The following is a 22,307-nucleotide window of genomic DNA, read 5'->3' as shown; positions in this document are numbered from 1 at the left end:
ACCACCCAGCGTAGACACCGTGACGGGATCGGGCCTCGGTGCTTCGCCGACTCATGGCCTGCGGCAGGATGGATGCCACCTGGTACGTACGCGTCATTCGCGTACGTACTGAAGACAACCGCTGGAGACGCCCGGTGAGTTCCCCAGATCCACAGGTTCGCGCAGCGCGAAACCCGTCAACCCCGGCGCCCGTCCGAGGGCCCGTCGTCGCCGTGACCGGCGCGGCCTCCGGGGTGGGCGCGCTGCTGACCGAGCGCCTCGCGGCCTCGGAGGAGATCAAGCAGGTCATCGCCATCGACGAGCGCCGCGGTGACTGCTCGCAGGCGCAGTGGCACATTCTGGACGTACGGGATCCGGCCATCGCCGAGAAGCTGCGCGGCGCGGACGTCGTGGTGCACCTGGCGCTCGACCTCGACCTGGAGACGGACGGGGCGGCCCGCACCGCCTACAACGTGCGCGGTACCCAGACCGTCCTGACCGCTGCCGCCGCCGCGGGCGTGCACCGCGTCGTCCTGTGCACATCGGCGATGGTCTACGGAGCGCTGTCCGACAACGAACTGCCCCTCTCCGAAGACGCCGAACTGCGCGCCACGGCCGAGGCCACCGGCGTCGGCGACCTCCTTGAGGTCGAGCGTCTCGCCCGCCGGGCGCCCCGCGCGCACCCCGGCCTCAACGTCACCGTCGTACGGCCCGCGACCCTGGTCGGCGGCACGGACACAGCCCTCACCCGCTATTTCGAGTCGCCCCGGCTCCTGGTCGTGGCGGGCTCACGCCCCGCCTGGCAGTTCTGCCACGTCGAGGACCTGTGCAGCGCTCTGGAGTACGCGGTCCTGGAGAAGGTCGACGGCGAGCTGGCCGTCGGCTGCGACGGCTGGCTTGAGCAGGAGGAGGTCGAGGAGCTCAGCGGGATCCGGCGCATGGAGCTGCCCTCGACGGTCGCCCTCGGCGCCGCCGCCCGGCTGCACCGGATCGGCCTGACACCGTCCCCGGCCGGCGATCTCGCGTACACGATGTACCCCTGGGTGGTCAGCGTCAGCAGGCTGCACGACGCCGGGTGGCGGCCGCAGTGGACCAACGAGGAGGTCCTCTCGGAGCTGCTCGAAGAGGTCTCCGGACGGCGCACCGTGGCCGGCCGGCGCCTCGGCCGCAAGGACGCCACGGCCGCGGGCGCGGCGGGCGCGACGGTCGCGCTGCTGGGCGCCGCCGCGGTGGTGCGCAGGGCACGGAAGGCGCGGCGGCGGATCTGAGGCGCACTCCGCGGGGCGACCGCGCGGGGCGGCACCCTGTAGGGAGCTCCAAGGCGACACGCGCGCGTGCCGGGGGAAAGGTCTATTCCGTGTGGCCCGTGCCGTGCGGCACCATGGCCGCATGGCACGCACCACGATGGACCACCCCGGCGAGCAGGCCGCCCAGGACCCGATCCGCCTCCTCGCGATCCGTGACACCCCGCTCTCGCTGGACGAGGTCTTCCGGGCCGTCGGCGACGACGCGGCGGGCGGCACGGCACTCTTCGTGGGGACCGTGCGCAATCACGACGGCGGCGCGGACGTCGACGAGCTGGGGTACTCGACCCACCCTAGCGCGGAGGCGGAGATGCGCCGGGTGGCCGAGAAGGTCGTCGCCGCGTACCCGGTGCGCGCCCTGGCCGCCGTGCACCGCGTCGGTGACCTCGCCGTCGGCGATCTCGCGGTGGTCGTGGCCGTCTCCTGTCCGCACCGTGCGGAAGCCTTCGACGCCTGCCGCAAGCTGATCGACGACCTCAAGCACGAGGTGCCGATCTGGAAGCACCAGCGCTTCTCCGACGGCAAGGAAGAGTGGGTCGGCGCCTGTTGAGACGGGTGCGGGAGCGCGGGGGAGCGCGGGCCGGGGCGAGGTAAATCACCTGAGGCGTGATTGACCCGTGTGGCTCCGGTTGCGTAACCCGACCCCTGCCGTGAGCGTTGACCATGCAGATGGTTAATCTGCTGATCAGTCAGTTGCGGTGGATCATGGGGTCGGGAGGTCGACATGGCATCACTTGCCTGGTTGCTGATTCCGCTCCTGGCGGCCGTCGGTGCGGGTCTGTGGGGCAGCTGGGCCGCCCGTAACCGCAAGTCCGGTCGGACGGGCGACGCCACCGAGCTCAACGGCTACGCCGCGTTCCGCGAGGCGATGGAGAAGTCCCGCGGGGCGACGGAACGCCCCCGCGAGAGCGTGCGTCCCGAGGAGGGCGCCGAGCCCGGAGGGGCCGAGTCCGAAGAGGCCGAGCTCTTCGAGACCGCGCTCGACGAGAGCGAGCTCCACAAGACCGACAAGACCGAGAAGCGTCACGTGGTCATGGGGAAGTCCTCCACCGGGACGTAGTCCTGCGGCCCGGGGCCCCGCCCCGCCCGGCCGGGAGGCCCCGTACGGACCGGCCCCAGGGGTGCTCCCACAGGCAGGTCCCGTACTGTCGTTCCATGCCACGCCGCACCGCGACGATGCTCGCCTCCACCCTCATGCTGATCGCGCTGCTCTGCGCCGGAGTGCTCATCAAAGTGCCGTACTCGGAGATGTCTCCCGGCCCCACGGTGAACACCCTCGGGGACCACGACGGCGAACCGGTGCTGCAGATCTCCGGGCGGAAGACCTATCCCACGACTGGCAACCTCAACATGACGACGGTCCGGGTCACGAGCGCCGACTACAACATGAACCTCGCGGAGGCCGTCTACGGCTGGCTGGCGCACGACAACATCGTGGTGCCGCACGACACGCTCTACCCGGACGGCAAGACCGAGCAGCAGTCCTCCCAGGAGAACGCCGAGGAGTTCAGCCTCTCCCAGGAGAGCGCCAAGGTCGCGGCGCTGCGGCAGCTGGACATCCCGGTGAAGTCCCAGGTCATCGTCTCCACCGTCTTCAAGGGCGACCCGGCGGAGGGCAAGCTGCACGCGGGTGACGTCATCAGGAAGGTCGACGGCAAGCCCGTCCATGAGATGACGGATGTCGCGAAGCTCGTCACCAAGCACAAGCCCGGCGAGCCCGTGACGTTCTCGATCGTCCCGGTCAAGGAGGCGGCCGCCGCCGAGAAGGCGGGCAAGGAAGCGACGGGCACGGACGACATCAAGATCACGACGGAGCCGGCCGAGGGCGACGCCGACCGCGCGGTCGTCGGCATCCAGGCGGGCACCGACCACACGTTCCCGTTCACGATCGACATCAAGCTGGCCGATGTGGGCGGTCCCAGCGCCGGCCTGATGTTCGCCCTCGGCATCGTCGACAAGCTGACCCCGGACGACCTCACCGGCGGCAACTTCGTGGCCGGCACCGGCACCATCGAGGACAACGGCAAGGTCGGCCCGATCGGCGGCATCGAGATGAAGACCGTCGGCGCGCGCGACAAGGGCGCCGAGTACTTCCTGACGCCCAAGGCCAACTGCGCGGCCGCCGCGAAGGACGTCCCCGACGGGCTCAAGCTCGTGAAGGTGAACACCATCGACGACGCGGTGAAGTCCCTGAAGAAGATCCGCAAGGGCGACACGGCCGGCCTGCCGCGGTGCACGGCGAGCTGACCCCCGACGACGAACAGCTGTACGCGGGCGGCGAGCCACCCGCGTACAGAACGTGAGGACCTTCCCCTACGCGAACGTCGCCGCGAGCGCCTCCGCGAGGCCCGGCACCAGGTCCGAGCCGGTGAGGACCTCCGTCGCGGAGTCCTTCTCGCGCAGCCGCAGCGCGGACTCGCGCGCCCCGTCACGGAGCACCGCCACGGTCATGCGGACCTCCTGGCGGTCCGGGTGCTCGGCCACCCACTTCGCGAGCTGCGCCTCGCTGAGGCCCTCAGGGACGGACGTCTCGGCGGACGGCGGCAGCATCAGGCGCTCCACCGTGAGAGCGCAGCCCGTCACCGCGTCGGGCCAGGCGATGGTGCCGAGGAACTCGTCCAGCGGCTTGTCGGCGGGAATTTCCTCCTGCTCGATGGGGGTGTAACCGGCGTGTTCCACGCCGTCGTCGAGGCCGAGCTGGGAGGCGAGGCCGGGTTCTTGGGTACGCAGTCGCGCCGTGTCGACCAGCGCGAAGAGGCGGGCGGGCCGGTCCCAGCCGAGGCCGGAGACGTACTCGTCGATCTCGAGCACTGCCCGCGTGAGGGGGCTCGCTGCCATGGGAGTGTTGGACATGGTCACAATCCTGCCTCGTTAGTCCCGAGAAACGGGAACCGAGTAAAGCGTGAGTAAGTTGCATAGGTGTGGGTCCGCGATCTCGGGGGCCTGACGGACCAACAGCTCATCAACAGCGAACTTCGAGGTGCGCACCTTGGCTTTCCAGATGCCGGACCGCGGCGGAGGCCCGACGGGGCCACGGATCAGAGTGGGCCGACCCTCCCGGCGTGTCCGCACCCTGCTCATGACACTGGGGGTACTGGCCGTTCTGGCCATGGCCTTCGTCATGTTCGCGGGGTTCTGGACGGACTGGCTCTGGTACCGCTCGGTCCACTACTCATCGGTCTTCACGACGACCCTGTGGACCAAGATCGGCCTGTTCTTCGTCTTCGGCCTCCTGATGGCGGCCGCAGTCGGCGTGAACATCTGGCTGGCGCACCGGCTGCGCCCGCCGCTGAGCGCCATGTCGATGGAGCAGCAGAGCCTCGACCGGTACCGCATGGGCATCGCCCCCTACAAGAAGTGGCTCCTCATCGGAGTCACCGCTCTGGTGGGGCTGATCGCGGGAGCGTCCGCCGCGGGACAGTGGCGCACCTGGCTCCTGTGGGTCAACGGCGTGCCCTTCGGCCAGAAGGACCCGCAGTTCCACATGGACGTGGCGTTCTTCGCGTTCGACCTGCCCTGGTACCGCTTCCTGCTCGGCTTCGGCTTCGCGGCGACGGTGCTCTCCCTGGTCGCCGCCGCCCTGACGCACTACCTGTACGGCGGGCTGCGGATCACCAGCCCCGGCGCGCGCGCGACCGGGGCGGCCACCGGGCACCTCTCGGTGCTGCTCGGCGTCTTCGTGTCGCTCAAGGCCATCGCGTACTGGCTCGACCGGTACGGCCTCGCGGTGAAGTCCAGTGACTTCAAGGCGACGGGCAACTGGACCGGCCTGAGGTACGTCGACGCGAACGCGTATCTGCCGGCGAAGACGATCCTGTTCTGCATCGCCGTCATCTGCGCCATCCTCTTCTTCGCGACGCTCTGGCGGCGCACCTGGCAGCTGCCCGTCATCGGCTTCGGCCTGATGGTGCTCTCGGCGATCCTCATCGGCGGGCTCTACCCTGCGATCGTCCAGAAGTTCCAGGTTCAGCCGAACGAGCAGGCCAAGGAAGCGCCGTACATCGAGAAGAACATCGAGGCCACGCGTAACGCGTACGGCATCAACGGTGTGAAGCCCCAGGAGTACAAGGGCGCGGGCAAGGTCGAGGAGGACTCGAAGAAGAAGCGCGAGAACGCGGACAGGGCGGCCAACTACCGGCTGAACGATCCGAACATCGTCTCGCCCACCTTCCAGCAGCTGGAGCAGGAGCGCAGCTACTACCAGTTCCCGAAGACGCTGGACGTGGACCGCTACAAGGGCCAGGACACCATCGTCGGCCTGCGCGAGCTGAACGTGAACAAGCTCGACAAGCGGAACTGGATCAACGACCACTTCGCCTACACCCACGGCTACGGCATGGTCGCCGCCAAGGGCACGGAGACCAAGAAGGGCTCCAAGGGCGCCCCGGCGTTCACCGAGTCCGGTCTGCCCACCAACGGTGACCTCGGCGAGTACGAGCAGCGGATCTACTACGGCGAGAAGACCACCCAGTACTCGATCGTGGGCGGGCCCCAGAAGGAGCTCGACTACGAAGAGAATGGCGGCGGTCAGAAGACGTACAGCTACAAGGGCGACAGCGGCGTCAATCTCTCCAACCCGATCAACCGCGCGGCCTACGCGGTGTCGTTCGGAGAGCCGCAGATCCTCTACTCCGGCGCCATCGGCGAAGGCTCGCGGATCCTGTACAACCGCACGCCCAAGGAGCGCGTCGAGGCGGTGGCCCCCTGGCTGACCATCGACGGCGACGTCTATCCGACGGTGGTCGACGGCCGCATCCAGTGGGTCGTCGACGCGTACACGACCAGCAACGGTTACCCGTACGCCTCGCGGACGACGCTCGGCGACACCACGGCCGACTCCCTGTCGCAGGCCGACAGCCAGCGCACCGTGATCGCCCAGCAGAACCAGGTCAACTACATCCGGAACTCGGTGAAGGCGACCGTCGACGCGTACACCGGTGACGTCAAGCTCTACACCTGGGACGACAAGGACCCGGTCCTGAAGACCTGGAAGAAGGCGTTCCCCGGCACCGTCAAGGACAAGAGCGAGATCCCGCCGAAGCTGATGGACCACCTGCGCTATCCGCAGGACATGTTCAAGGTCCAGCGCGAACTCCTGACGAAGTACCACGTCACGGACCCCGGCCAGTTCTACAACGCGAGTGACGCCTGGCAGGTGCCGAACGACCCGACGAAGAAGGACGACAGTGCGGTCCCGCCGTACTACCTGTCCCTGAAGTCGCCGGGGCAGACACAGCAGCAGTTCTCTCTGACGACGACGTTCACGCCGAGCGAGCGGCCCAACCTACGGGCGTTCATGACGGTCGACGCCGATGCCAGAAGCAAGAACTACGGCAGGATGCAGCTGCTCAGAGTGCAGGGCGACGTCGACGGACCTGAACAGGTCCAGAACAAGCTGAACTCCATGACGCAGGTCGGCAACTTCGTCCGGGACATGAAGGGCGCCGACTCCGACGTCCTCTACGGCAATCTGCTGACCGTGCCACTGGACGACGGCTTCCTGTACGTCGAACCTGTCTACGTACAGGGACGCAAGTCGGCGTATCCCCTCTTGAAGAAGGTCGCCGTGTCGTACGGCACGGAGACCGCCTTCGCGGACTCGCTCGGCGAGGGGCTCAACGAGGTCTTCAGCGCCGAGGGCGCCACCAAGCCACCGGGTGAGGGCCAGGACGAGCCGACCAAGCCGCCCAAGACGAGCGATCCGACGGTCCAGGCCGCGCTCGACGACGCCCAGCAGGCGTTCGAGGACGGCGAGGCCGCCATGAAGAAGGGCGACTGGAAGGCGTACGGCGAGGCCCAGGACCAGCTTCAGGAGGCCCTGGAGCGAGCCGAGGAGGCGTCGGCGAAGGCCAACGACAAGAGCGCCGATAGCGGCGGCAAGAAGGACGACAAGAACGCCGACAAGAACGCCGGCAACAGCAGTGACAAGAGCGGTGACAAGAAGGACGACCCCGGGGCCGACGAGACCGGCTAGTGGCTGGTCAAGGAGCCCCCTCGCGCCGTGGTAGGGTTTGAACACAACGGCGCGGGGTGGAGCAGCTCGGTAGCTCGCTGGGCTCATAACCCAGAGGTCGCAGGTTCAAATCCTGTCCCCGCTACTGCAAGGTGAAGGCCCGGATCCTTACGGATCCGGGCCTTCGTCGTGTGTGCCGGGGCACGTGCGGCGGCCGGTGGCGGTCGTGTGCGGGTGTCCTATGCCAAGACATGCGAACGGTGCGAGGTCGGGGGAGAGTTGGGGGATCTGTGTTTCACTTATCTCTCTGTGGGCATGTCGACAAAACGCTGAAGTGACCTCACTGGCTGCGGTATACCAGGTGTACCCAGGTTGCAGGTGGTGCGACGATGGACGTTATGGGGGACAAGGCAACTCTGTTGGAGACAGGGCGGTTTGTGCAGCCGGCCGACCGGGAGGATCCCGGGGCGGCCGCCGAGGAGATGCGCCATCGGCTGGCCGCCGAGGCCGGGGACGTGGACGCGATGAGCGTTCTCGGAAGTCTTCTGCTGCGCCGCGGTGATCTCGACGGGGCCGAATCTCTGCTGCGCGCCGCGACCGCCGAGGGCGACCGGGCCGCGGCCAACAATCTCGGTGTCCTCCTCCACCAGCGCGGGTACGCCGACGAGGCGGCCGGCTGGTGGCGGGTCGCCGCCGTCGCCGGTTCCGCGGCGGCCGCGCACGCGCTCGGGCGCCACCACCGCGAGCGCGGCGACGAGCCCGCCGCCGAGTACTGGCTGCGCCAGTCCGCAGAGGACGGCCACACCCTCGGGGCGTACGCGCTCGCGGACCTCCTGGAGCACCGCGGTGACGTCGGCGCCGAGCGCTGGCTGCGCGTCGCCGCCGAGCGCGGCCACCGCGAGGCCGCGTACCGCCTGGCCCGCGTGCTCGACCGGCGGGCCACCACGGAGCGCGGCGAGCGCCCCTCGCGCGCGGAGCACGGCCAGGACGACACGAAGACGCCCGCCGACGAGGCCGAGCAGTGGTACCGCCAGGCGGCCGCCCGCGGACACCGCAGGGCCGCACTGCACCTCGGCGCGATCCTGGAGCGGCGCGGCGAGCTGAAGGAAGCAGGCCGCTGGTACCTCAACTCCGCGAAGGACGGGGAGTCCAGGGCGGCCTGCGCCCTCGGGTTCCTGCTGCGGGACGCGGGCGACGAGGAGAGCGCTGCCGTGTGGTGGCTCAAGGCCGCGCAGGACGGCGACGGCAATGCCGCGAACGCACTGGGCGCGCTGCACGCGGAGCGGGGCGAGACGCAGACCGCCGAGCGCTGGTACCGCGCCGCCATGGACGCGGGCGACGTGAACGGCGCGTACAACCTCGGGCTGCTCTGCGCCGAGCAGGACCGCACCGCGCAGGCCGACCAGTGGTACCGCCGCGCCGCGTACGCCGGGCACCGGGAGGCGGCCAACGCGCTCGCCGTGCTGCTGCTCCAGGGCGGCGACGCCGCCGGGGCCGAGCCGTGGTTCTCCAAGGCCGCGGAGGCCGGCAGCGTCGACGCCGCGTTCAACCTCGGGATCCTGTACGCGAGCCGGGGCGACGAGGCGGGCGCCCTGCGCTGGTACGAGCGCGCGGCCGCGGCCGGGCACACCGACGCCGCGCTCCAGGTCGGCACCGCGCGGCTGCGCGCGGGCGACGACCGCGAGGCCGAGCGGTATCTGCGGTGCGCGGCGGGGGGCGGCAGCGCCGAGGCGGCGTACCGGCTCGGGACGGTGCTCGACGCGCGGCGCCCGGCTGCCGCCCCGCCCGCGCTCGGCGAGCCCGCCGCGGAGAAGAGCGAGTGCGAGGAGTGGTACCAGCGGGCCGCCGAGCAGGGGCACCGGCGGGCCCAGGTCCGGGTCGGCATGCTGGCCTCGGGCCGGGGCGACGTCGTCGAGGCGGCACGGTGGTACCGCAAGGCCGCGGAGGCCGGCAGCAGCAACGGCGCGTTCAACCTCGGGCTGCTCCTCGCCCGCGAGGGCAGTGAGCCGGAGGCGGCGCTGTGGTGGACGCGGGCCGCCGACGCGGGGCACGGCCGGGCGGCGCTGCGGCTCGCCCTGCTCTACGCCCGGCGTGGGCAGCTGGCGCAGGGGCAGCGGTGGGCTTCGCGGGCGGTCGATCTCGGGCCAGCGGAGGTCTCCGAGCGTGCCGGGCGGCTGCGCGAGGCCCTGCGGCAAGAGCTCACCGCGTAGGGGCGGGCGCACCGCGTCCGCCCCTACGCGGAGCCTCCGCCGAACCCCTACGCGGAGCCTCCGCCGAACGGATTTGCGCTGGTCGTAGCCCTGACGTAGAGTTGTATTCACCGACGCGGGGTGGAGCAGCTCGGTAGCTCGCTGGGCTCATAACCCAGAGGTCGCAGGTTCAAATCCTGTCCCCGCTACTGACGGTCGAGGGCCGGAAGCCGATTGGCTTCCGGCCCTCGATTCATGTGGGCCCTCGTTCATTTGTGCCCGACCGCCTCCTCGTACAGCGTGCGGTCCACCGCCTTCTTCTCCGGGACCTTGGCGCCTTCCGAGACCCCGGCCGCCCGGTACGCGTCCTGCAGGCGGTCCGTCGTGCCCGCGCGGATCTCCCAGTCCATGCGCAGCGACGGGGTGGAGAGCAGCACCTCCTCGTCCGTCTTGAGCAGTCTGGCGAGCTTTCTCGCGAAGGACTTGTCGGCCTTGTAGTCACCGGCGAAATACGTGTTCACCGTCCGGATGTACGCGCGCAGCAGCGCGACGCCCGCGTCGGGGTCCTTCTTCAGCAGGTTCGGGCCGAAGAGGAGGCCGCCCAGGGGCTCGGCCGGGGGCTGGCCGCCGAGGAACGCGTACCTCTTGTCGCCGTCGACCTCGCGCCAGACCGGGTCGAGCAGCCACGCCGAGTCGGTGCCGCCGTTCTGCAGCGCGGTGAGGACGTCCGCCGAGCCCAGCTGCTGGAACCGGATCTTGTCCAGGCCGCCGCCGTGCTTCTTCAGGGCCTGGTTCATGGGGTACGCGATGACGGACCCCTTGCCGATCATCGTGCCGAGCTTGCGGCCCGCCATGGGGACATGGGCCGCGCTCTCGTTCTTCTTCAGCCGCACCCACAGGCCGCTCTTGGACCGTGGGCCGGGGGAGAAGTTGCCTGCCGTCCACTTGATGTCGAAGCCGCTGGTGATGCCGTTCATCACGGCGGCCTCCGGGGCCGCCCACTGGGCGTCGATGTCGCCCTTGGCGAGGAGGGGGAGCGCGTCGGGGGTGGGCAGCACCTTCAGGTCGACGTTCAGACCCTCCTTCTTGAACTCCCCCTTTTCCAGTGCCATTTGGAGCGGGGCGACGTACTCGGCACTCAGGGCGCCGGTCGCTATCGTCAGGCCGCGCTCCTCGGGGAGCGGATCGGGGGCGGGGGTGCGGGGCGCGCAGCGGGCCGGTGCGCGGTCGTGTGTCAGGTCGGATGGGTCGGTCCAACTGCCCTTGCCGCAGCCGGAGACGGCGGTGACGGTGCGGGGCTTCACGGGGGTGGACGCGGCTTCGTCGTCCTCCTTCGCGCAGCCCGCGGCGGCGAGCAGCGAGCCGGTCACGAGCAGGGCGAGTCCGGTGGAGCGGGTGCGCATGGCGCCTCCGAGTGCTGTCTTCGTACGTACGTCGGGCGAGGTCATGACTGGCTTCGGCCGCGGTCGCGCGGTGCCCAGGGGGTGAGCAACCGGCCCGCGAGCCGCACCAGTTCGGAGAAGACGACGCCGAGCACGGCGACACAGACGATGCCGACGAACATCACGTCGTTCTGGAAGAGGGCGCGCGAGTCGAAGATGAGGTGGCCCAGGCCGTCCGCCGCCGCGATCTGCTCCGAGGCGACGATGACCAGGACCGCGACGCCCGCGGCGATCCGCGCGCCGACCAGCACGGCGGGCAGCGAGGCGGGCAGCAGAACGTGGCGGAACATCTGCCAGGGCGTGGCGCCGAAGACCTGGCCCGCGTCGCGGTGGCCGGAGGGGACGGCGAGGACCGCCGCCATCGTCGATATCCAGACGAAGAAGAAGACCGTCGCGGCGACGAGGGCGATCTGCGGGCCCTCGCCGAGGCCGAACATGTTCAGGAAGACGGGCAGGAGCGCCAGTTTCGGGACCACGTACAGCGCGTCGAGGGTGGGTTCGAGGGCGGCGCGCACGACGGAGAGCGAGCCCATCAGGAGGCCGAGCGCGTACCCGGCGACCGTGCCGATCGCGTACCCGGCGAGCACGCGCTTGAGCGTGGCCCACACATCCGGCCACAGATCGCCGTCCGCGGCGCGCTGCCAGCCGTCCTCCAGGATGGTCTGCGGCGCGGGGTAGACGCGGTCGTCGATCCAGCCGCTGACGGCGGCGAGCTGCCACAGCAGAATCAGGGCGACGGGCACGCCCGCGGCGAGCGACAGCTCAAGGGCCCGGCGGCGGCGATGGGCGCGGACGGGGTGGAGCTCTTGCGGGCCGGGCCTTCTGACCAGCACCTCTTCCCGCGGGGCGGGGCTCTTGCCGGTGGCGGTGGTCATGCGGCCGCCGCCGTGCCGACCTCGGCGCGCAGCAGCTCCCACAACTCGCTCTTCAGTGCGGTGAATTCGGGTGCCGCGCGGACCTCGCCGCGGCGGGGGCGCGGGAACGGCGGGCGGCGCTCGGCGATGATGCGGCCGGGCCGGGCCGACATCACCAGGACACGGTCGCCGAGGACGATCGCCTCTTCGAGGCTGTGCGTGATGAACAGGGTCGTGGTGCGGGTGGTCTGGGTGAGGGCGAGGAGTTCGTCCTGGAGGATCGTGCGGAGCTGGGCGTCGAGCGCGGCGAACGGCTCGTCCATGAGGAGGATCTCGGGTTCCACGGCCAGGGCGCGGGCTATCGCGACGCGCTGGCGCATGCCGCCGGAGAGGGCGGCGGGGTAGGCGTCGGCGAAGTCGGCGAGGCCCATGCGGGTCAGCCAGGCCGTGGCGCGGGCGTTCGCCTCGCGGCGGGGGGTCTTCTGGATGTCCAGGCCGAAACGTACGTTGGCCTGCACGGTCTTCCAGTCGTAGATGCCGTAGTCCTGGAAGATCATCGCGACGGGGTGGCGGGCGGCGGTGCGGATGCCCAGTTCGCCCGAGCTGGGTCGCAGCAGGCCGGCGGCGATGCGGAGCAGGGTCGACTTCCCGCAGCCGGAGGGGCCGACGACGCAGGTGAACTCGCCGGGGGCGACGTCCAGGTCGACGGGGCCGAGGGCGTGCACCGCCCCGGCGGCTCGGCCGAAGGTTCTGGTCACTGCGCGGGCGCGGAGTTTGGGGTGCGGCGGGTGCGGAGCTTCCACGGCTTCTCCTCGCGGAGGGCAGGCGGACGGCGGGCGCCGCAGAGAATATGACGGTGCGTCAGATCTTGGAAGAGGTGCGCCGTGGCCGGGATCCGCCGGTTCCGGGGGTACGCCGAAGGGGTCCGGCACCGAGAGCGGTGCCGGACCCCTTCGTGACGTACGGGAAAGTGCTTACGCGGCCGCGCAGTTCGGGCAGACGCCGCGGTACGTGACCTCGACGTCCTCGATCGTGAAGCCGAAGCGCTCCGAGTCGGGGAGGGTGCTCAGGGGGTTGCCCGTGGGGTGCACGTCGCGGATGGTGCCGCAGCGCGCGCAGACCAGGTGCTGGTGGGGGCGGTGCGCGTTCGGGTCGTACCGCTTGGCGCGGCGGTCCGTCGAGACTTCGAGGATCTCACCGAGGGTCACCAGCTCGCCCAGGGTGTTGTAGACGGTCGCCCGGGAGATCTCGGGCAGCTTGTCCGTGGCGCGGGCGTGCACCTCGTCCGCGGTGAGGTGGACGTGGTCCCCGTCGAGGACCTCGGCCACGACGCGCCGCTGCGCGGTCATGCGCCAGCCGCGTCCGCGCAGTCGTTCCAACAGGTCACTCATGTGAGCCAGCCTAACAGGCGGGGGACCTCAGTCCCGAACGGATGTGACTTTGGATCGTCGCTTGACTTAGACAAAGTCCATCGTAGGATCGAGTACGGAAAACGCCAAGGGACAGGACTTGCAGGAATGACGCAGGAGGCGCACGTGACGCAGGGACCGCTCACCACGGAGGCCGGGGCACCGGTCGCCGACAACCAGAACAGCGAGACCGCGGGCGTCGACGGTCCGGTCCTGGTGCAGGACCAGGCGCTGCTCGAGAAGCTCGCCCACTTCAACCGCGAGCGGATCCCGGAGCGGATCGTGCACGCCCGCGGCGCCGGTGCGTACGGCACCTTCACGCTGACCCGCGACGTCTCGCAGTGGACGCGTGCGAAGTTCCTCTCCGAGGTCGGCAAGCAGACCGAGACGTTCCTGCGCTTCTCCACCGTGGCCGGAAACCTCGGCGCGGCCGACGCGGTGCGCGACCCGCGCGGCTGGGCGCTGAAGTTCTACACCGAAGAGGGCAACTACGACCTCGTCGGCAACAACACCCCGGTCTTCTTCATCCGGGACGCCATCAAGTTCCCCGACTTCATCCACACCCAGAAGCGGGACCCCTACTCGGGCTCGCAGGAGGCGGACAACGTCTGGGACTTCTGGGGCCTCAGCCCGGAGAGCACCCATCAGGTGACCTGGCTGTTCGGCGACCGCGGCATCCCTGCCTCGTACCGCCACATGGACGGCTTCGGCTCGCACACCTTCCAGTGGAACAACGAGGCCGGCGAGGTCTTCTGGGTCAAGTACCACTTCAAGACCGACCAGGGGATCAAGAACCTCACCCAGGACGAGGCCAACAAGCTCGCCGGTGAGGACCCCGACTCCCACCAGCGCGACCTGCGCGAGGCCATCGAGCGCGGCGACTTCCCGTCCTGGTCCGTACAGGTGCAGATCATGCCGGCGGCGGACGCGGCGAACTACCGCTTCAACCCGTTCGACCTCACCAAGGTGTGGCCGCACGCGGACTACCCGCCGATCGAGATCGGCAAGCTGGAGCTCAACCGCAACCCGGAGAACATCTTCGCCGAGGTGGAGCAGGCCATCTTCTCGCCCGCCCACTTCGTGCCGGGCATCGGCCCGTCCCCCGACAAGATGCTGCAGGGCCGCCTCTTCGCTTACGGCGACGCCCACCGCTACCGCGTCGGCATCAACGCCGACCACCTGCCGGTGAACCGCCCGCACGCCACCGAGGCGCGCACCAACTCGCGTGACGGCTTCCTGTACGACGGCCGTCACAAGGGCGCGAAGAACTACGAGCCGAACAGCTTCGGCGGCCCGGCCCAGACGGGCCGGCCGCTGTGGCAGCCGATCCCGGTCACGGGCTCCACCGGCAACCACGCGCCGGCCGTCCACGCCGAGGACAACGACTTCGTACAGGCGGGCAACCTCTACCGCCTGATGTCCGAGGACGAGAAGAACCGCCTGGTCGAGAACCTGTCGGGCTTCATCGCCAAGGTCTCGCGCGAGGACATAGCCGAGCGCGCGATCGACAACTTCCGTCAGGCCGACGGTGACTTCGGCAAGCGGCTGGAGGCCGCGGTCCAGGCCCTGCGCGGCTGACCCTGCGCCACTTGCCGTGGATGAGCGACGGGCCGGATCCCCTCGGGGACCGGCCCGCCGCCGTATGCCAGCCGCCGTATGTCAGCCCGCCACGGTGGCCGCCGCGCGCCGCACCGGCGCCCAGCAGCGGATGATGTCGCGGACCGAGACGATCCCGGTCGGCTCGTTCCGGTCCATGACGATGAGGTGCCGGAAGCCGCCGTGCGACATGGCGTCCGCGGCGTCCTCCAGGGTCCACGAGGGGCAGGCGAAGACGACGTCCGTCGTGGTGTGCGTGCCTGCGGTCTCCTGGTCCGGATCCTGGCCGAGGCCGAGGGAGACGAGGATGTCGCGTTCGGTCAGGATGCCGAGTCCGTAGGTGTCGGGGTCGAGGACCACTGCGGCGCCGACGCGGCGCGCCGACATCAGCCGGGCGGCCTGACGGAGGGTGTGGGCGGGGCCGATGGTGAGGACCATCGAGCTCATGGCGTCGCGGACGAGCATGGGCGTGAGCCACCTCCTTGGCGAATCCTCGGTCTCCCGGTGGGCGAAGGATTGCCTCCGCTACCGGCTTGGAGAAGGGATTCACAAGTTCACAAGTGGGGGGACTCATAGAGTCGCAGCCACACCGGAGGGCAGCAAGGGGGCGCGTGCGGTCAGTTCAGGGCGTGTGCGGTCCGGGCCCACGCGCCGGTGCGGACCGCGACCCCGGCGAGCGCCGACCCGGTCCTCGGTGGCGCGGGCCGCGCCCTCAGTACCGCTGGTTGAGGTAGCCGAGCAGTTCGTCGTGGAGCACGCCGTTCGAGGCCGCCGCATTGCCGCTGTGCGGTCCCGGCCTGCCGTCGAGGCCGGTGAAGGTGCCGCCCGCCTCCGTCACCACGATCGCGGTCGCCGCCATGTCCCAGAGCGAGAGCTCCGGCTCCGCGCAGATGTCGACCGCGCCCTCGGCGACCATCATGTACGGCCAGAAGTCGCCGTAGCCGCGGGTGCGCCAGACCGCGCGCGTCAGGTCCAGGAAGCCGTCGAGGCGGCCCTGCTCCTCCCAGCCGGTGAGCGAGGAGTACGCCAGTGAGGCGTCCGAGAGCCGCGAGACCTTGGAGACCTGCAGCCGGGTCGCCGAGCTGAGCGAGCGCCCCGTGTAGGCGCCGCCGCCCTTCGCCGCCCACCAGCGGCGCCCGAGCGCGGGCGCCGACACCACGCCGACCACCGGCTGGTAGCCGCCCTCGCCCGCCTCCATCAGAGAGATCAGGGTGGCCCAGACCGGCACGCCGCGTACGTAGTTCTTGGTGCCGTCGATCGGGTCGATCACCCAGCGGCGCGGTCCCGTGCCCTCGACGCCGTACTCCTCGCCGAGGATCGCGTCACGCGGCCTGGCCCGCTGGAGGTTGCCACGGATCAGCTCCTCGGCCGCCTTGTCGGCCTCGCTCACCGGTGTCATGTCCGGCTTGGTCTCGACCTTCAGGTCGAGGGCCTTGAACCGGTCCATGGTCGCGGCGTCGGCGGTGTCCGCGAGGACGTGGGCGAGACGCAGATCATCGTGGTAGTCGGGCATGGGTGAACAGTATCGATCTCGTTCAGCACGATCCACAGGGCCGGGTCGCGGGCGCTCACCCGTGCCATCGCCGGAACTATTGACAGTGCTGCCGAGCGCGTCAACTCTGGCACGGGAGCCGTTTCGGGCCCGGGGAGGCGACGATGCCTGCAGCACGGGAATCCTTACTTGACGCGGCGTACACGGCGCTCGCGCGGCGGCCGTGGCCCGGCGTCCGCATGGTCGACGTGGCGGCGAGCGCCGGGGTCTCCCGGCAGACCCTCTACAACGAGTTCGGCAGCAAGGACGGCCTCGCCCGCGCCCTGCTCCGCCGCGAGACCGACGGCTATCTGCACGGCGTCGAGCGGGCCCTCGCGCAGGAGCGCGAGCCCGCCGAGCGGCTCGCCGCCGTGGCCGCGTGGACCGTGGGCGCCGCCCGCGCCAACGCGCTGGTGCGGGCCGCGCTGACCGACTGCTGGGGCGAGCGGCTGCCCGCGCCGAGCCGGGTCGGCGGGTCCACCTCGCCGGTGCCCGCGCAGCGCCGCGCGGACGCGGGGGTGCCCTCCGCCGCGGAGCTGCTCGCGCTCGTCAGGGACCGGGCGGTCCTCGCGCTCGGCGGCCGGGGCCGGACCAGGGACCCCGAACTCGCCCTCGCCTGCGAGAGCGCCGTCCGCCTCGCCCTGTCGTACGTCGTCGCGCCCGCCGGGAACGACGACGACCCCGCGGAACTGGTCCGCGGGGCCATCGGGCGCTGGGTGGGCGTGCGGCCCTAGTCGGCCCGGGTCAGTGCTGTCAGTGCGTCGAGCCGGAGAGCTGCAGGCCGATCACGCCGATGATGACGAAGGAGATCGAGACGATCTTCAGCGTGGAGACCAGGTCGTCGAGGAAGATCATGCCGTAGATCGCGGTGCCCGCGGCGCCGATCCCCGTCCAGACCGCGTACGCCGGACCCACGTCCAGCTTCCGCAGGGCGAGGGTCAGCAGGCCGAAGCTGCCGAGGGCGAAGCAGGCGAACGCGATCGTGGGCCAGAGCCGGGTGAAGCCGTGCGACAGCTTCAGGCAGACCGCGAAGCCGGTCTCGAGGATCCCCGCGACGATGACCAGCAGCCACGCCATGTCCTTGCCTCCCGTACTCGTCCACGATCCGCGGCCGCTTCGTCTGGCTTGAATCCGGCTTGGTGCGATTATGCATTTACCTTTGCCGTCGCGGCGCAAACAACGGGGAGGTCAGTCGCCGTCGTGCCGCTCCCGCGTGGCGAGCAGGCGGCGCAGCGAATAGAGGCGCGCCGGATCCGCGTGGCCCCCCGCGACCCAGGCGTCCAGGGCGCAGTCCTTCTCGTCGTGGCTGCAGCCGCGCGGGCAGTCCGCCGTCCCCGGCTCCAGGTCGGGGAAGGCGAGGATGACGCGGGAGGGGTCGACGTGGTGGAGCCCGAACGACCGCACGCCCGGCGTGTCGATCACCCAGCCCCCCGAGCCCTCCAGGGGGAGCGCGAGGGCGGAGGTGGTGGTGTGCCTGCCGCGGCCCGTGACCGCGTTGACGTGCCCGGTCGTGCGCCGCCGCGCCTCGGGTACGAGCGCGTTGACGAGCGTCGTCTTGCCGACCCCCGAGTGCCCCACGAAGGCGGTGACCTTGCCGTCGAGCAGTTCGTGGACGCGCGCGAGCTCCGCGCCGTCGGTGAACTCCTCGCGGCTGGTGACCACATAGGGGATGTCGAGGGTGGAGTACGTCTCCAGGATCTTGTCGGCGGAGGCCAGGTCCGACTTGGTGAGGACGAGGATCGGCTCCAGACCGCCGTCGTACGCCGCCACGACGCACCGGTCGATGAGGCGCGGACGCGGCTCGGGGTCGGCGAGCGCCGTGACGATGGCGAGCTGGTCGGCGTTGGCGACGACCACCCGCTCGTAGGGGTCGTCGTCGTCCGCGGTGCGCCGCAGGACGGAGGTGCGCTCCGCGATCCGCACGATCCGCGCGAGCGTGTCCTTCTTGCCGGACAGGTCTCCGACGACCGCGACCCTGTCACCGACCACGGCGGCCTTGCGGCCCAGCTCGCGGGCCTTCATGGCCATCACGATCCGGTCGTCGACCAGGACGGTCAGCCGGCCCCGGTCGACGGTGAGGACCATGCCCTCGGTGGCGTCCTCGTGCTTGGGCCTGATGTGGGTACGGGGGCGGTTGCCCTTGCGGTTGGGGCGGACGCGGATGTCGTCCTCGTCGGGGTTCTTGCCGTAGCGGCGCATGGCTCTCGATCCGCCCGTCAGTTCCCGAGCATCCCGGTCCACAGGTCGGGGAAGTCGGGGAGCGTCTTCGCCGTCGTCCCGACGTTCTCGATCTGTACACCGTCCACCGCGAGGCCGATGATCGCGCCCGCGGTCGCCATGCGGTGGTCGTCATAGGTGTGGAAGATGCCGCCGTGCAGTCGGCGCGGCCGGATGTGCAGGCCGTCGGCGGTCTCGGTGACGTCACCGCCCAGTTCGTTGATCTCCTTGGTGAGCGCGGCCAGGCGGTCCGTCTCGTGCAGGCGCAGGTGGGCGACGCCGCGCAGCGTCGAGGGGGAGTCCGCGAGGGCCGCGACCGCCGCGATGCCGGGGGTGAGCTCGCCGACCTCGCTCAGGTCCACGTCCAGGCCGTGCACCGATCCGGAGCCGGTGAACACCAGGCCCTGCTCGGTCAGTTCGCAGGAGCCGCCCATCTCGGTGAAGATCTGGCGCAGCGCGTCGCCGGGCTGCGTGGTGTGGGCGGGCCAGTCGGGGATCGTGACCGTGCCGCCGGTGACCAGGGCCGCGGCGAGGAACGGCTGGGCGTTCGACAGGTCGGGCTCGATGGTCAGGTCGCGGCCGAGCAGGGCGCCGGGGGCGACCCGCCACACGTTCGGCTCGCCACCCGCCTCCGGGGTGTCCACCTGCGCGCCGACGGCGCGGAGCATGTCGACCGTCATCCGGATGTGCGGCATGGACGGCAGCGCGCCGCCCACGTGCCGCACCTCCACGCCCTGGTTGAAGCGGGGGCCCGAGAGCAGCAGGGCGCTCACGAACTGCGAGGAGGACGAGGCGTCGATCTCGACCCGGCCACCCTCCAGGGCGCCGCCGCCGTGCACGGTCAGGGGCAGCGCGCCGCGGCTGCCGTCCGTGTCGTCGATGCGGGCGCCGAGCACGCGCAGGGCGTCGATGACACCGTGCAGGGGGCGCTCGTACGAGCGGGGGTCGCCGTCGAAGCGGATCGGGCCGTCGGCGAGGGCGGCCACCGGGGGCAGGAAGCGCATGACCGTACCGGCGTTGCCGACGTCGACCGCGGACGGGCCGTGCAGACGCGAGGGGATCACGCGCCAGGCCTCGCCGGAGGTGTCCGAGCCCCCGGCGACGGCGGAGCTCGACGACACCGTCTCCTCGATGCCGACGCCCATGGCGCGCAGGGCGCCCGCCATCAGCAGGGTGTCGCGGGAGCGCAGCGGGCGGCGCAGCCAGCCGGGCTCGGCGGCCAGGGAGGCCAGGACCAGCGCACGGTTGGTGACCGATTTCGAACCGGGGACGTGGACCGTCGCGGTGACGGCTCCGCGTGCGTGCGGGGCGGGCCAGAGGGCGGTGTGCGCCGGAGTTGCGGTCATGCCCTCACTTTAGGGCCTGTCAGGGACCTTGCTCAGACGTCGAGGAGCCAGCGGGCCCCGCCCATCAGGGAGCAGAGCGAGACGGCGTGGAAGAGGAAGAGCCAGAGTCCCGCGGGGACGTGGGTGAGCCGCGAGAGCTGGTCCGCGTCCGAGTCGCCCGCTCCGCCGCGCCTGCGCTTGGACTGCAGCTCGAAGGCGGGACGTACGCCGCCCAGGAGCAGGAACCACACCACCGCGTACGCGAACGCCGCCTGCACGTCGGTGTCGGCGAGCCAGGAGACGATCAGGAAGGTGCCGCCGGTGAGGATCACCGTCAGGGCGCCGTACGCGTTGCGGATCATCACCAGCATCACGACGAGCAGCGCGGTCGCGAGCCACAGGAACGCCGTGATGTGCCCGGCGGCGAGCAGCGCCGCCCCGCCGAGGCCAAGCAGCGGCGGCGCGGTGTAGCCCGCGGCCGCGGTGAGGATCATGCCGGGCCCGGAGGGCTTGCCGCGCGAGACCGTCAGGCCCGAGGTGTCGGAGTGCAGCCGGATGCCGTCGAGGCGGCGCCCGGTGAGCAGGGCGACCAGGCCGTGGCCGCCCTCGTGCGCGATGGTGATGGCGTTGCGGGCGAGGCGCCAGACGTTGTGCGGGACGACGACGGCCAGGGCGACGACGCCGGCGGCTATGACCAGCCACTGCTCGGGCGCCGACTGCGTGCCGAACACCCGGTCCCAGAGGTCGGTCAGGCTGGCGTTGGCGGTGCTTTCCATTACTGGGACGGCTCCCTCGGGTCGTGCGCGGTCTGGCAGTCTGGCACGTATGTGCGGACGGTATGCATCCAGTCGTGGGCCCGAGGATCTCGCGGGAATCTTCGGGATCGAGAAGTGGGAGCCGGCGGAGGTCCTGGCCCCCGATTACAACGTGGCGCCCACGAAAGAGGTCTACGCGATCCTCGACCGTCCCCTGAAAGACGCCGACGACCCGCGTCCGGTTCGCCAGCTCCGCACACTGAAGTGGGGCCTCGTCCCTTCCTGGTCCAAGACGCCCGAGGGCGGCGCGCGGATGATCAACGCCCGCGCCGAGACCGTGCACGAGAAGCCGTCCTACCGCCGCGCCTTCGCCTCCCGGCGCTGCGTCGTCCCGGCCGACGGTTATTACGAGTGGGTGACCGCGCCCGAGGAGCGGCAGCTGGAGGTCGAGGGCAAGAAGAAGCGGCCGCGCAAGCAGCCCTACTTCGTGACCCCCGCCGACGGCTCGGTCTTCGCCATGGCAGGGCTCTACGAGTTCTGGCGGGACAAGACCCTGCCCGACGAGCACCCTCTGGCCTGGTGGGTGACGTGCACGGTGATCACCACGGAGGCGGAGACCGCGCCCCTCGCGGTCGCCCCCGACGAGGGCCCGCGCGCGCTCGCGGACATCCACCCGCGCATGCCGCTGATGCTGACGCCGGACCGCTGGGACGCCTGGCTCGACCCGTCCCGTACGGACGCCGAGGACCTGCGCACCCTCCTGGAGCCGCCGCCGCACGGCCTGATGCGGGCCTATCCGGTGTCCACTGCCGTCAGCAACGTCCGCAACAACGGCCCGGAGCTGCTGAAGGAGCTGGACGGTCCCGAAGAGGGCACACTCTTCTGACGTGACCAAGAGCGAGACAGTCGAGACCGACGCCGGTGTGGCCAGGATCACCTGGCACCCGGCGCGGAAGGCCCGCCTGCTGCTGGCCGTCGGCCACGGCGCCGGCGGCGGCGTCGAGGCCCGCGACCTCCAGGCCATCGCGGCCGTCCTGCCCGCGCACGGCGTGAGCGTCGCCCTCGTCGAACAGCCCTGGCGGGTCGCGGGCAAGAAGGTGGCGCCCGCGCCGAAGACGCTCGACGCCGGGTGGCGCGGCATCTGGCCCGCACTGGAGAAGAAGGGCCTCCCGGTGATCTCCGGCGGCCGCAGCGCGGGCGCCCGCGTCGCCTGCCGCACCGCCACCGAGCTGGGCGCCGCAGCCGTCCTCGCCCTCAGCTTTCCGCTGCACCCCCCGGGCAGGCCCGAGAAGACCCGCGCCGGCGAACTGCTCGGCGCGGGCGTGCCCACCCTCGTCGTACAGGGCGGCAACGACCCCTTCGGCAGGCCCGCCGAATTCCCCGAAGGGACGTACGAGCTCGTGGAGATCCCGTACGGGGACCACGGCTTCGCCGTGCCCAAGCGCGCGGACATCGGACAGGACCAGGCAGTGAAGCGCATCACGGACGCTGTGACGCGTTGGACGGGAATGCTGAGCGGCTGACCCCTGTTGTGGCGGACAGACGGTGAACGCCGTCGGTAGCTGCTCGTACGAGAGGGAGTCCGCCGCATGGGTTCGACCATCTGCCCGAACCGCTCCAGCGCCTCTGACCTGGAGTGGACGGTGCTGAGCGCACCCAAAAACGCAACTATTCGGGCGGCGCGCGGTATGGATCGTCGTCTATCCTCCGATTCGAGTGGGGCTGCATTCGGCCCCACCACGTCGTTGGAGGA

21 protein-coding genes and 2 tRNA genes are annotated in these 22,307 nt (G+C 70.8%); 12 read left to right on the top strand and 11 right to left on the bottom strand.

All coding sequences use genetic code 11. From position 1 onward, the window contains the following. Nucleotides 1-134: 134 nt before the first annotated feature. The 4 genes from ACFVYL_RS13750 to ACFVYL_RS13735 all read left to right on the top strand — a co-directional run bounded on the left by ACFVYL_RS13750 (nt 135) and on the right by ACFVYL_RS13735 (nt 3,530). Nucleotides 135-1,247, top strand: coding sequence for an SDR family oxidoreductase (locus ACFVYL_RS13750; protein WP_389715278.1), 1,113 nt, complete (start codon nt 135-137; stop codon nt 1,245-1,247). Nucleotides 1,248-1,368: 121 nt separating this feature from the next. Next, entirely contained in the window at nt 1,369-1,833 is a 465-nt protein-coding gene (locus ACFVYL_RS13745) for a molybdenum cofactor biosynthesis protein MoaE (protein ID WP_389715276.1), read from the top strand. A gap of 174 nt (nt 1,834-2,007) precedes the next feature. Next, nucleotides 2,008-2,343 (top strand): hypothetical protein, encoded by a 336-nt coding sequence (locus ACFVYL_RS13740; protein WP_389715274.1) that lies wholly within the window; start codon nt 2,008-2,010, stop codon nt 2,341-2,343. Between the two features lie 95 nt (nt 2,344-2,438). Next, nucleotides 2,439-3,530, top strand: a complete 1,092-nt coding sequence (locus ACFVYL_RS13735) for a PDZ domain-containing protein (RefSeq protein ID WP_389715272.1) — start codon at nt 2,439-2,441, stop codon at nt 3,528-3,530. Nucleotides 3,531-3,596: 66 nt separating this feature from the next. On the opposite strand, the gene ACFVYL_RS13730 is transcribed toward ACFVYL_RS13735, so the two are convergent. Next, nucleotides 3,597-4,136, bottom strand: a complete 540-nt coding sequence (locus tag ACFVYL_RS13730; protein WP_389715271.1) for a PPA1309 family protein — start codon at nt 4,134-4,136, stop codon at nt 3,597-3,599. A 148-nt stretch (nt 4,137-4,284) separates the two neighbouring features. On the opposite strand from ACFVYL_RS13730, the gene ACFVYL_RS13725 reads away from it, so the two are divergent. The 4 genes from ACFVYL_RS13725 to ACFVYL_RS13710 all read left to right on the top strand — a co-directional run bounded on the left by ACFVYL_RS13725 (nt 4,285) and on the right by ACFVYL_RS13710 (nt 9,634). Beyond that, nucleotides 4,285-7,257 (top strand): UPF0182 family protein, encoded by a 2,973-nt coding sequence (locus ACFVYL_RS13725; protein WP_389715422.1) that lies wholly within the window; start codon nt 4,285-4,287, stop codon nt 7,255-7,257. A gap of 50 nt (nt 7,258-7,307) precedes the next feature. Next, nucleotides 7,308-7,381, top strand: a tRNA-Met gene (locus ACFVYL_RS13720). A 244-nt stretch (nt 7,382-7,625) separates the two neighbouring features. Then, nucleotides 7,626-9,446 (top strand): sel1 repeat family protein, encoded by a 1,821-nt coding sequence (locus tag ACFVYL_RS13715; RefSeq protein WP_389715269.1) that lies wholly within the window; start codon nt 7,626-7,628, stop codon nt 9,444-9,446. Between the two features lie 114 nt (nt 9,447-9,560). Then, a tRNA-Met gene (locus tag ACFVYL_RS13710) sits at nt 9,561-9,634 on the top strand. A 60-nt stretch (nt 9,635-9,694) separates the two neighbouring features. Here ACFVYL_RS13710 and ACFVYL_RS13705 read toward each other — a convergent pair. From ACFVYL_RS13705 to ACFVYL_RS13690, 4 genes are all read right to left on the bottom strand, one after another. Further along, the gene (locus ACFVYL_RS13705) at nt 9,695-10,828 is read right to left on the bottom strand and encodes an ABC transporter substrate-binding protein (RefSeq protein WP_389715421.1); all 1,134 of its coding nucleotides are present in this window, start codon (nt 10,826-10,828) and stop codon (nt 9,695-9,697) included. A 41-nt stretch (nt 10,829-10,869) separates the two neighbouring features. After that, complete coding sequence (locus tag ACFVYL_RS13700; RefSeq protein ID WP_389715268.1) at nt 10,870-11,742, bottom strand: ABC transporter permease; 873 nt, start codon at nt 11,740-11,742, stop codon at nt 10,870-10,872. Next, nucleotides 11,739-12,524 carry an ABC transporter ATP-binding protein gene (locus ACFVYL_RS13695; protein ID WP_389715267.1) on the bottom strand — a complete coding sequence of 262 codons (786 nt, stop codon included), beginning with the start codon at nt 12,522-12,524 and terminating at the stop codon, nt 11,739-11,741. Before ACFVYL_RS13695 ends, ACFVYL_RS13700 begins: the two co-directional genes overlap by 4 nt. 171 nt (nt 12,525-12,695) lie before the next feature. After that, nucleotides 12,696-13,112 (bottom strand): Fur family transcriptional regulator, encoded by a 417-nt coding sequence (locus ACFVYL_RS13690; RefSeq protein ID WP_389715266.1) that lies wholly within the window; start codon nt 13,110-13,112, stop codon nt 12,696-12,698. A 144-nt stretch (nt 13,113-13,256) separates the two neighbouring features. Here ACFVYL_RS13690 and ACFVYL_RS13685 point away from each other — a divergent pair, with 144 nt between their 5' ends. After that, complete coding sequence (locus tag ACFVYL_RS13685; protein WP_389715265.1) at nt 13,257-14,708, top strand: catalase; 1,452 nt, start codon at nt 13,257-13,259, stop codon at nt 14,706-14,708. Nucleotides 14,709-14,789: 81 nt separating this feature from the next. On the opposite strand, the gene ACFVYL_RS13680 is transcribed toward ACFVYL_RS13685, so the two are convergent. Both ACFVYL_RS13680 and hisN read right to left on the bottom strand, forming a co-directional pair. Next, nucleotides 14,790-15,191 carry a cyclic nucleotide-binding/CBS domain-containing protein gene (locus tag ACFVYL_RS13680; RefSeq protein ID WP_389715264.1) on the bottom strand — a complete coding sequence of 134 codons (402 nt, stop codon included), beginning with the start codon at nt 15,189-15,191 and terminating at the stop codon, nt 14,790-14,792. Between the two features lie 247 nt (nt 15,192-15,438). Next, nucleotides 15,439-16,239, bottom strand: coding sequence for a histidinol-phosphatase (hisN, locus tag ACFVYL_RS13675; protein ID WP_389715263.1), 801 nt, complete (start codon nt 16,237-16,239; stop codon nt 15,439-15,441). Between the two features lie 143 nt (nt 16,240-16,382). Between hisN and ACFVYL_RS13670 the strand changes: the two genes are divergently transcribed. Beyond that, nucleotides 16,383-16,991, top strand: a complete 609-nt coding sequence (locus tag ACFVYL_RS13670) for a TetR/AcrR family transcriptional regulator (RefSeq protein ID WP_389715262.1) — start codon at nt 16,383-16,385, stop codon at nt 16,989-16,991. A gap of 19 nt (nt 16,992-17,010) precedes the next feature. Here the strand turns inward: ACFVYL_RS13670 and ACFVYL_RS13665 are convergent, their stop codons facing one another. The 4 genes from ACFVYL_RS13665 to ACFVYL_RS13650 all read right to left on the bottom strand — a co-directional run bounded on the left by ACFVYL_RS13665 (nt 17,011) and on the right by ACFVYL_RS13650 (nt 20,575). Continuing rightward, on the bottom strand, nt 17,011-17,334 hold the full coding sequence (locus ACFVYL_RS13665; RefSeq protein ID WP_389715260.1) for a DMT family transporter: 324 nt from the start codon (nt 17,332-17,334) through the stop codon (nt 17,011-17,013). A 111-nt stretch (nt 17,335-17,445) separates the two neighbouring features. Next, nucleotides 17,446-18,456 (bottom strand): ribosome small subunit-dependent GTPase A, encoded by a 1,011-nt coding sequence (rsgA, locus tag ACFVYL_RS13660; RefSeq protein WP_389715258.1) that lies wholly within the window; start codon nt 18,454-18,456, stop codon nt 17,446-17,448. Nucleotides 18,457-18,473: 17 nt separating this feature from the next. Then, nucleotides 18,474-19,820 carry a 3-phosphoshikimate 1-carboxyvinyltransferase gene (aroA, locus tag ACFVYL_RS13655; RefSeq protein ID WP_389715257.1) on the bottom strand — a complete coding sequence of 449 codons (1,347 nt, stop codon included), beginning with the start codon at nt 19,818-19,820 and terminating at the stop codon, nt 18,474-18,476. 32 nt (nt 19,821-19,852) lie between these two features. Beyond that, nucleotides 19,853-20,575 carry a M50 family metallopeptidase gene (locus ACFVYL_RS13650; RefSeq protein WP_389715256.1) on the bottom strand — a complete coding sequence of 241 codons (723 nt, stop codon included), beginning with the start codon at nt 20,573-20,575 and terminating at the stop codon, nt 19,853-19,855. A gap of 49 nt (nt 20,576-20,624) precedes the next feature. Here ACFVYL_RS13650 and ACFVYL_RS13645 point away from each other — a divergent pair, with 49 nt between their 5' ends. Together ACFVYL_RS13645 and ACFVYL_RS13640 are read left to right on the top strand one after the other, a co-directional pair. After that, nucleotides 20,625-21,440, top strand: coding sequence for an SOS response-associated peptidase (locus ACFVYL_RS13645; protein ID WP_389715254.1), 816 nt, complete (start codon nt 20,625-20,627; stop codon nt 21,438-21,440). A gap of 1 nt (nt 21,441) precedes the next feature. After that, a complete protein-coding gene (locus tag ACFVYL_RS13640) occupies nt 21,442-22,077 on the top strand; it encodes an alpha/beta family hydrolase (RefSeq protein WP_389715252.1) in 636 nt (211 codons plus the stop codon). The last annotated feature ends 230 nt before the right edge of the window (nt 22,078-22,307 follow it).

It is taken from the genome of Streptomyces sp. NPDC058308, assembly GCF_042880275.1.
GTDB lineage: Bacteria > Actinomycetota > Actinomycetes > Streptomycetales > Streptomycetaceae > Streptomyces.
The sequence above is the reverse complement of the archived record's forward strand: the minus strand, read 5'-3'. Positions and strand labels throughout refer to the sequence as shown.

Coding starts and splice junctions, on each gene's coding strand:
- ACFVYL_RS13670 (WP_389715262.1), top strand. CDS start 16,383: ATGCCTGCAGCACGGGAATCCTTACTTGACGCGGCGTACACGGCGCTC.
- ACFVYL_RS13705 (WP_389715421.1), bottom strand. CDS start 10,828: ATGCGCACCCGCTCCACCGGACTCGCCCTGCTCGTGACCGGCTCGCTG.
- ACFVYL_RS13650 (WP_389715256.1), bottom strand. CDS start 20,575: ATGGAAAGCACCGCCAACGCCAGCCTGACCGACCTCTGGGACCGGGTG.
- ACFVYL_RS13735 (WP_389715272.1), top strand. CDS start 2,439: ATGCCACGCCGCACCGCGACGATGCTCGCCTCCACCCTCATGCTGATC.
- ACFVYL_RS13700 (WP_389715268.1), bottom strand. CDS start 11,742: ATGACCACCGCCACCGGCAAGAGCCCCGCCCCGCGGGAAGAGGTGCTG.
- ACFVYL_RS13680 (WP_389715264.1), bottom strand. CDS start 15,191: ATGCTCGTCCGCGACGCCATGAGCTCGATGGTCCTCACCATCGGCCCC.
- ACFVYL_RS13645 (WP_389715254.1), top strand. CDS start 20,625: ATGTGCGGACGGTATGCATCCAGTCGTGGGCCCGAGGATCTCGCGGGA.
- aroA (WP_389715257.1), bottom strand. CDS start 19,820: ATGACCGCAACTCCGGCGCACACCGCCCTCTGGCCCGCCCCGCACGCA.
- ACFVYL_RS13715 (WP_389715269.1), top strand. CDS start 7,626: ATGGACGTTATGGGGGACAAGGCAACTCTGTTGGAGACAGGGCGGTTT.
- ACFVYL_RS13690 (WP_389715266.1), bottom strand. CDS start 13,112: ATGAGTGACCTGTTGGAACGACTGCGCGGACGCGGCTGGCGCATGACC.
- hisN (WP_389715263.1), bottom strand. CDS start 16,239: ATGCCCGACTACCACGATGATCTGCGTCTCGCCCACGTCCTCGCGGAC.
- ACFVYL_RS13725 (WP_389715422.1), top strand. CDS start 4,285: ATGCCGGACCGCGGCGGAGGCCCGACGGGGCCACGGATCAGAGTGGGC.
- ACFVYL_RS13665 (WP_389715260.1), bottom strand. CDS start 17,334: ATGGCGTGGCTGCTGGTCATCGTCGCGGGGATCCTCGAGACCGGCTTC.
- rsgA (WP_389715258.1), bottom strand. CDS start 18,456: ATGCGCCGCTACGGCAAGAACCCCGACGAGGACGACATCCGCGTCCGC.
- ACFVYL_RS13730 (WP_389715271.1), bottom strand. CDS start 4,136: ATGTCCAACACTCCCATGGCAGCGAGCCCCCTCACGCGGGCAGTGCTC.
- ACFVYL_RS13745 (WP_389715276.1), top strand. CDS start 1,369: ATGGCACGCACCACGATGGACCACCCCGGCGAGCAGGCCGCCCAGGAC.
- ACFVYL_RS13740 (WP_389715274.1), top strand. CDS start 2,008: ATGGCATCACTTGCCTGGTTGCTGATTCCGCTCCTGGCGGCCGTCGGT.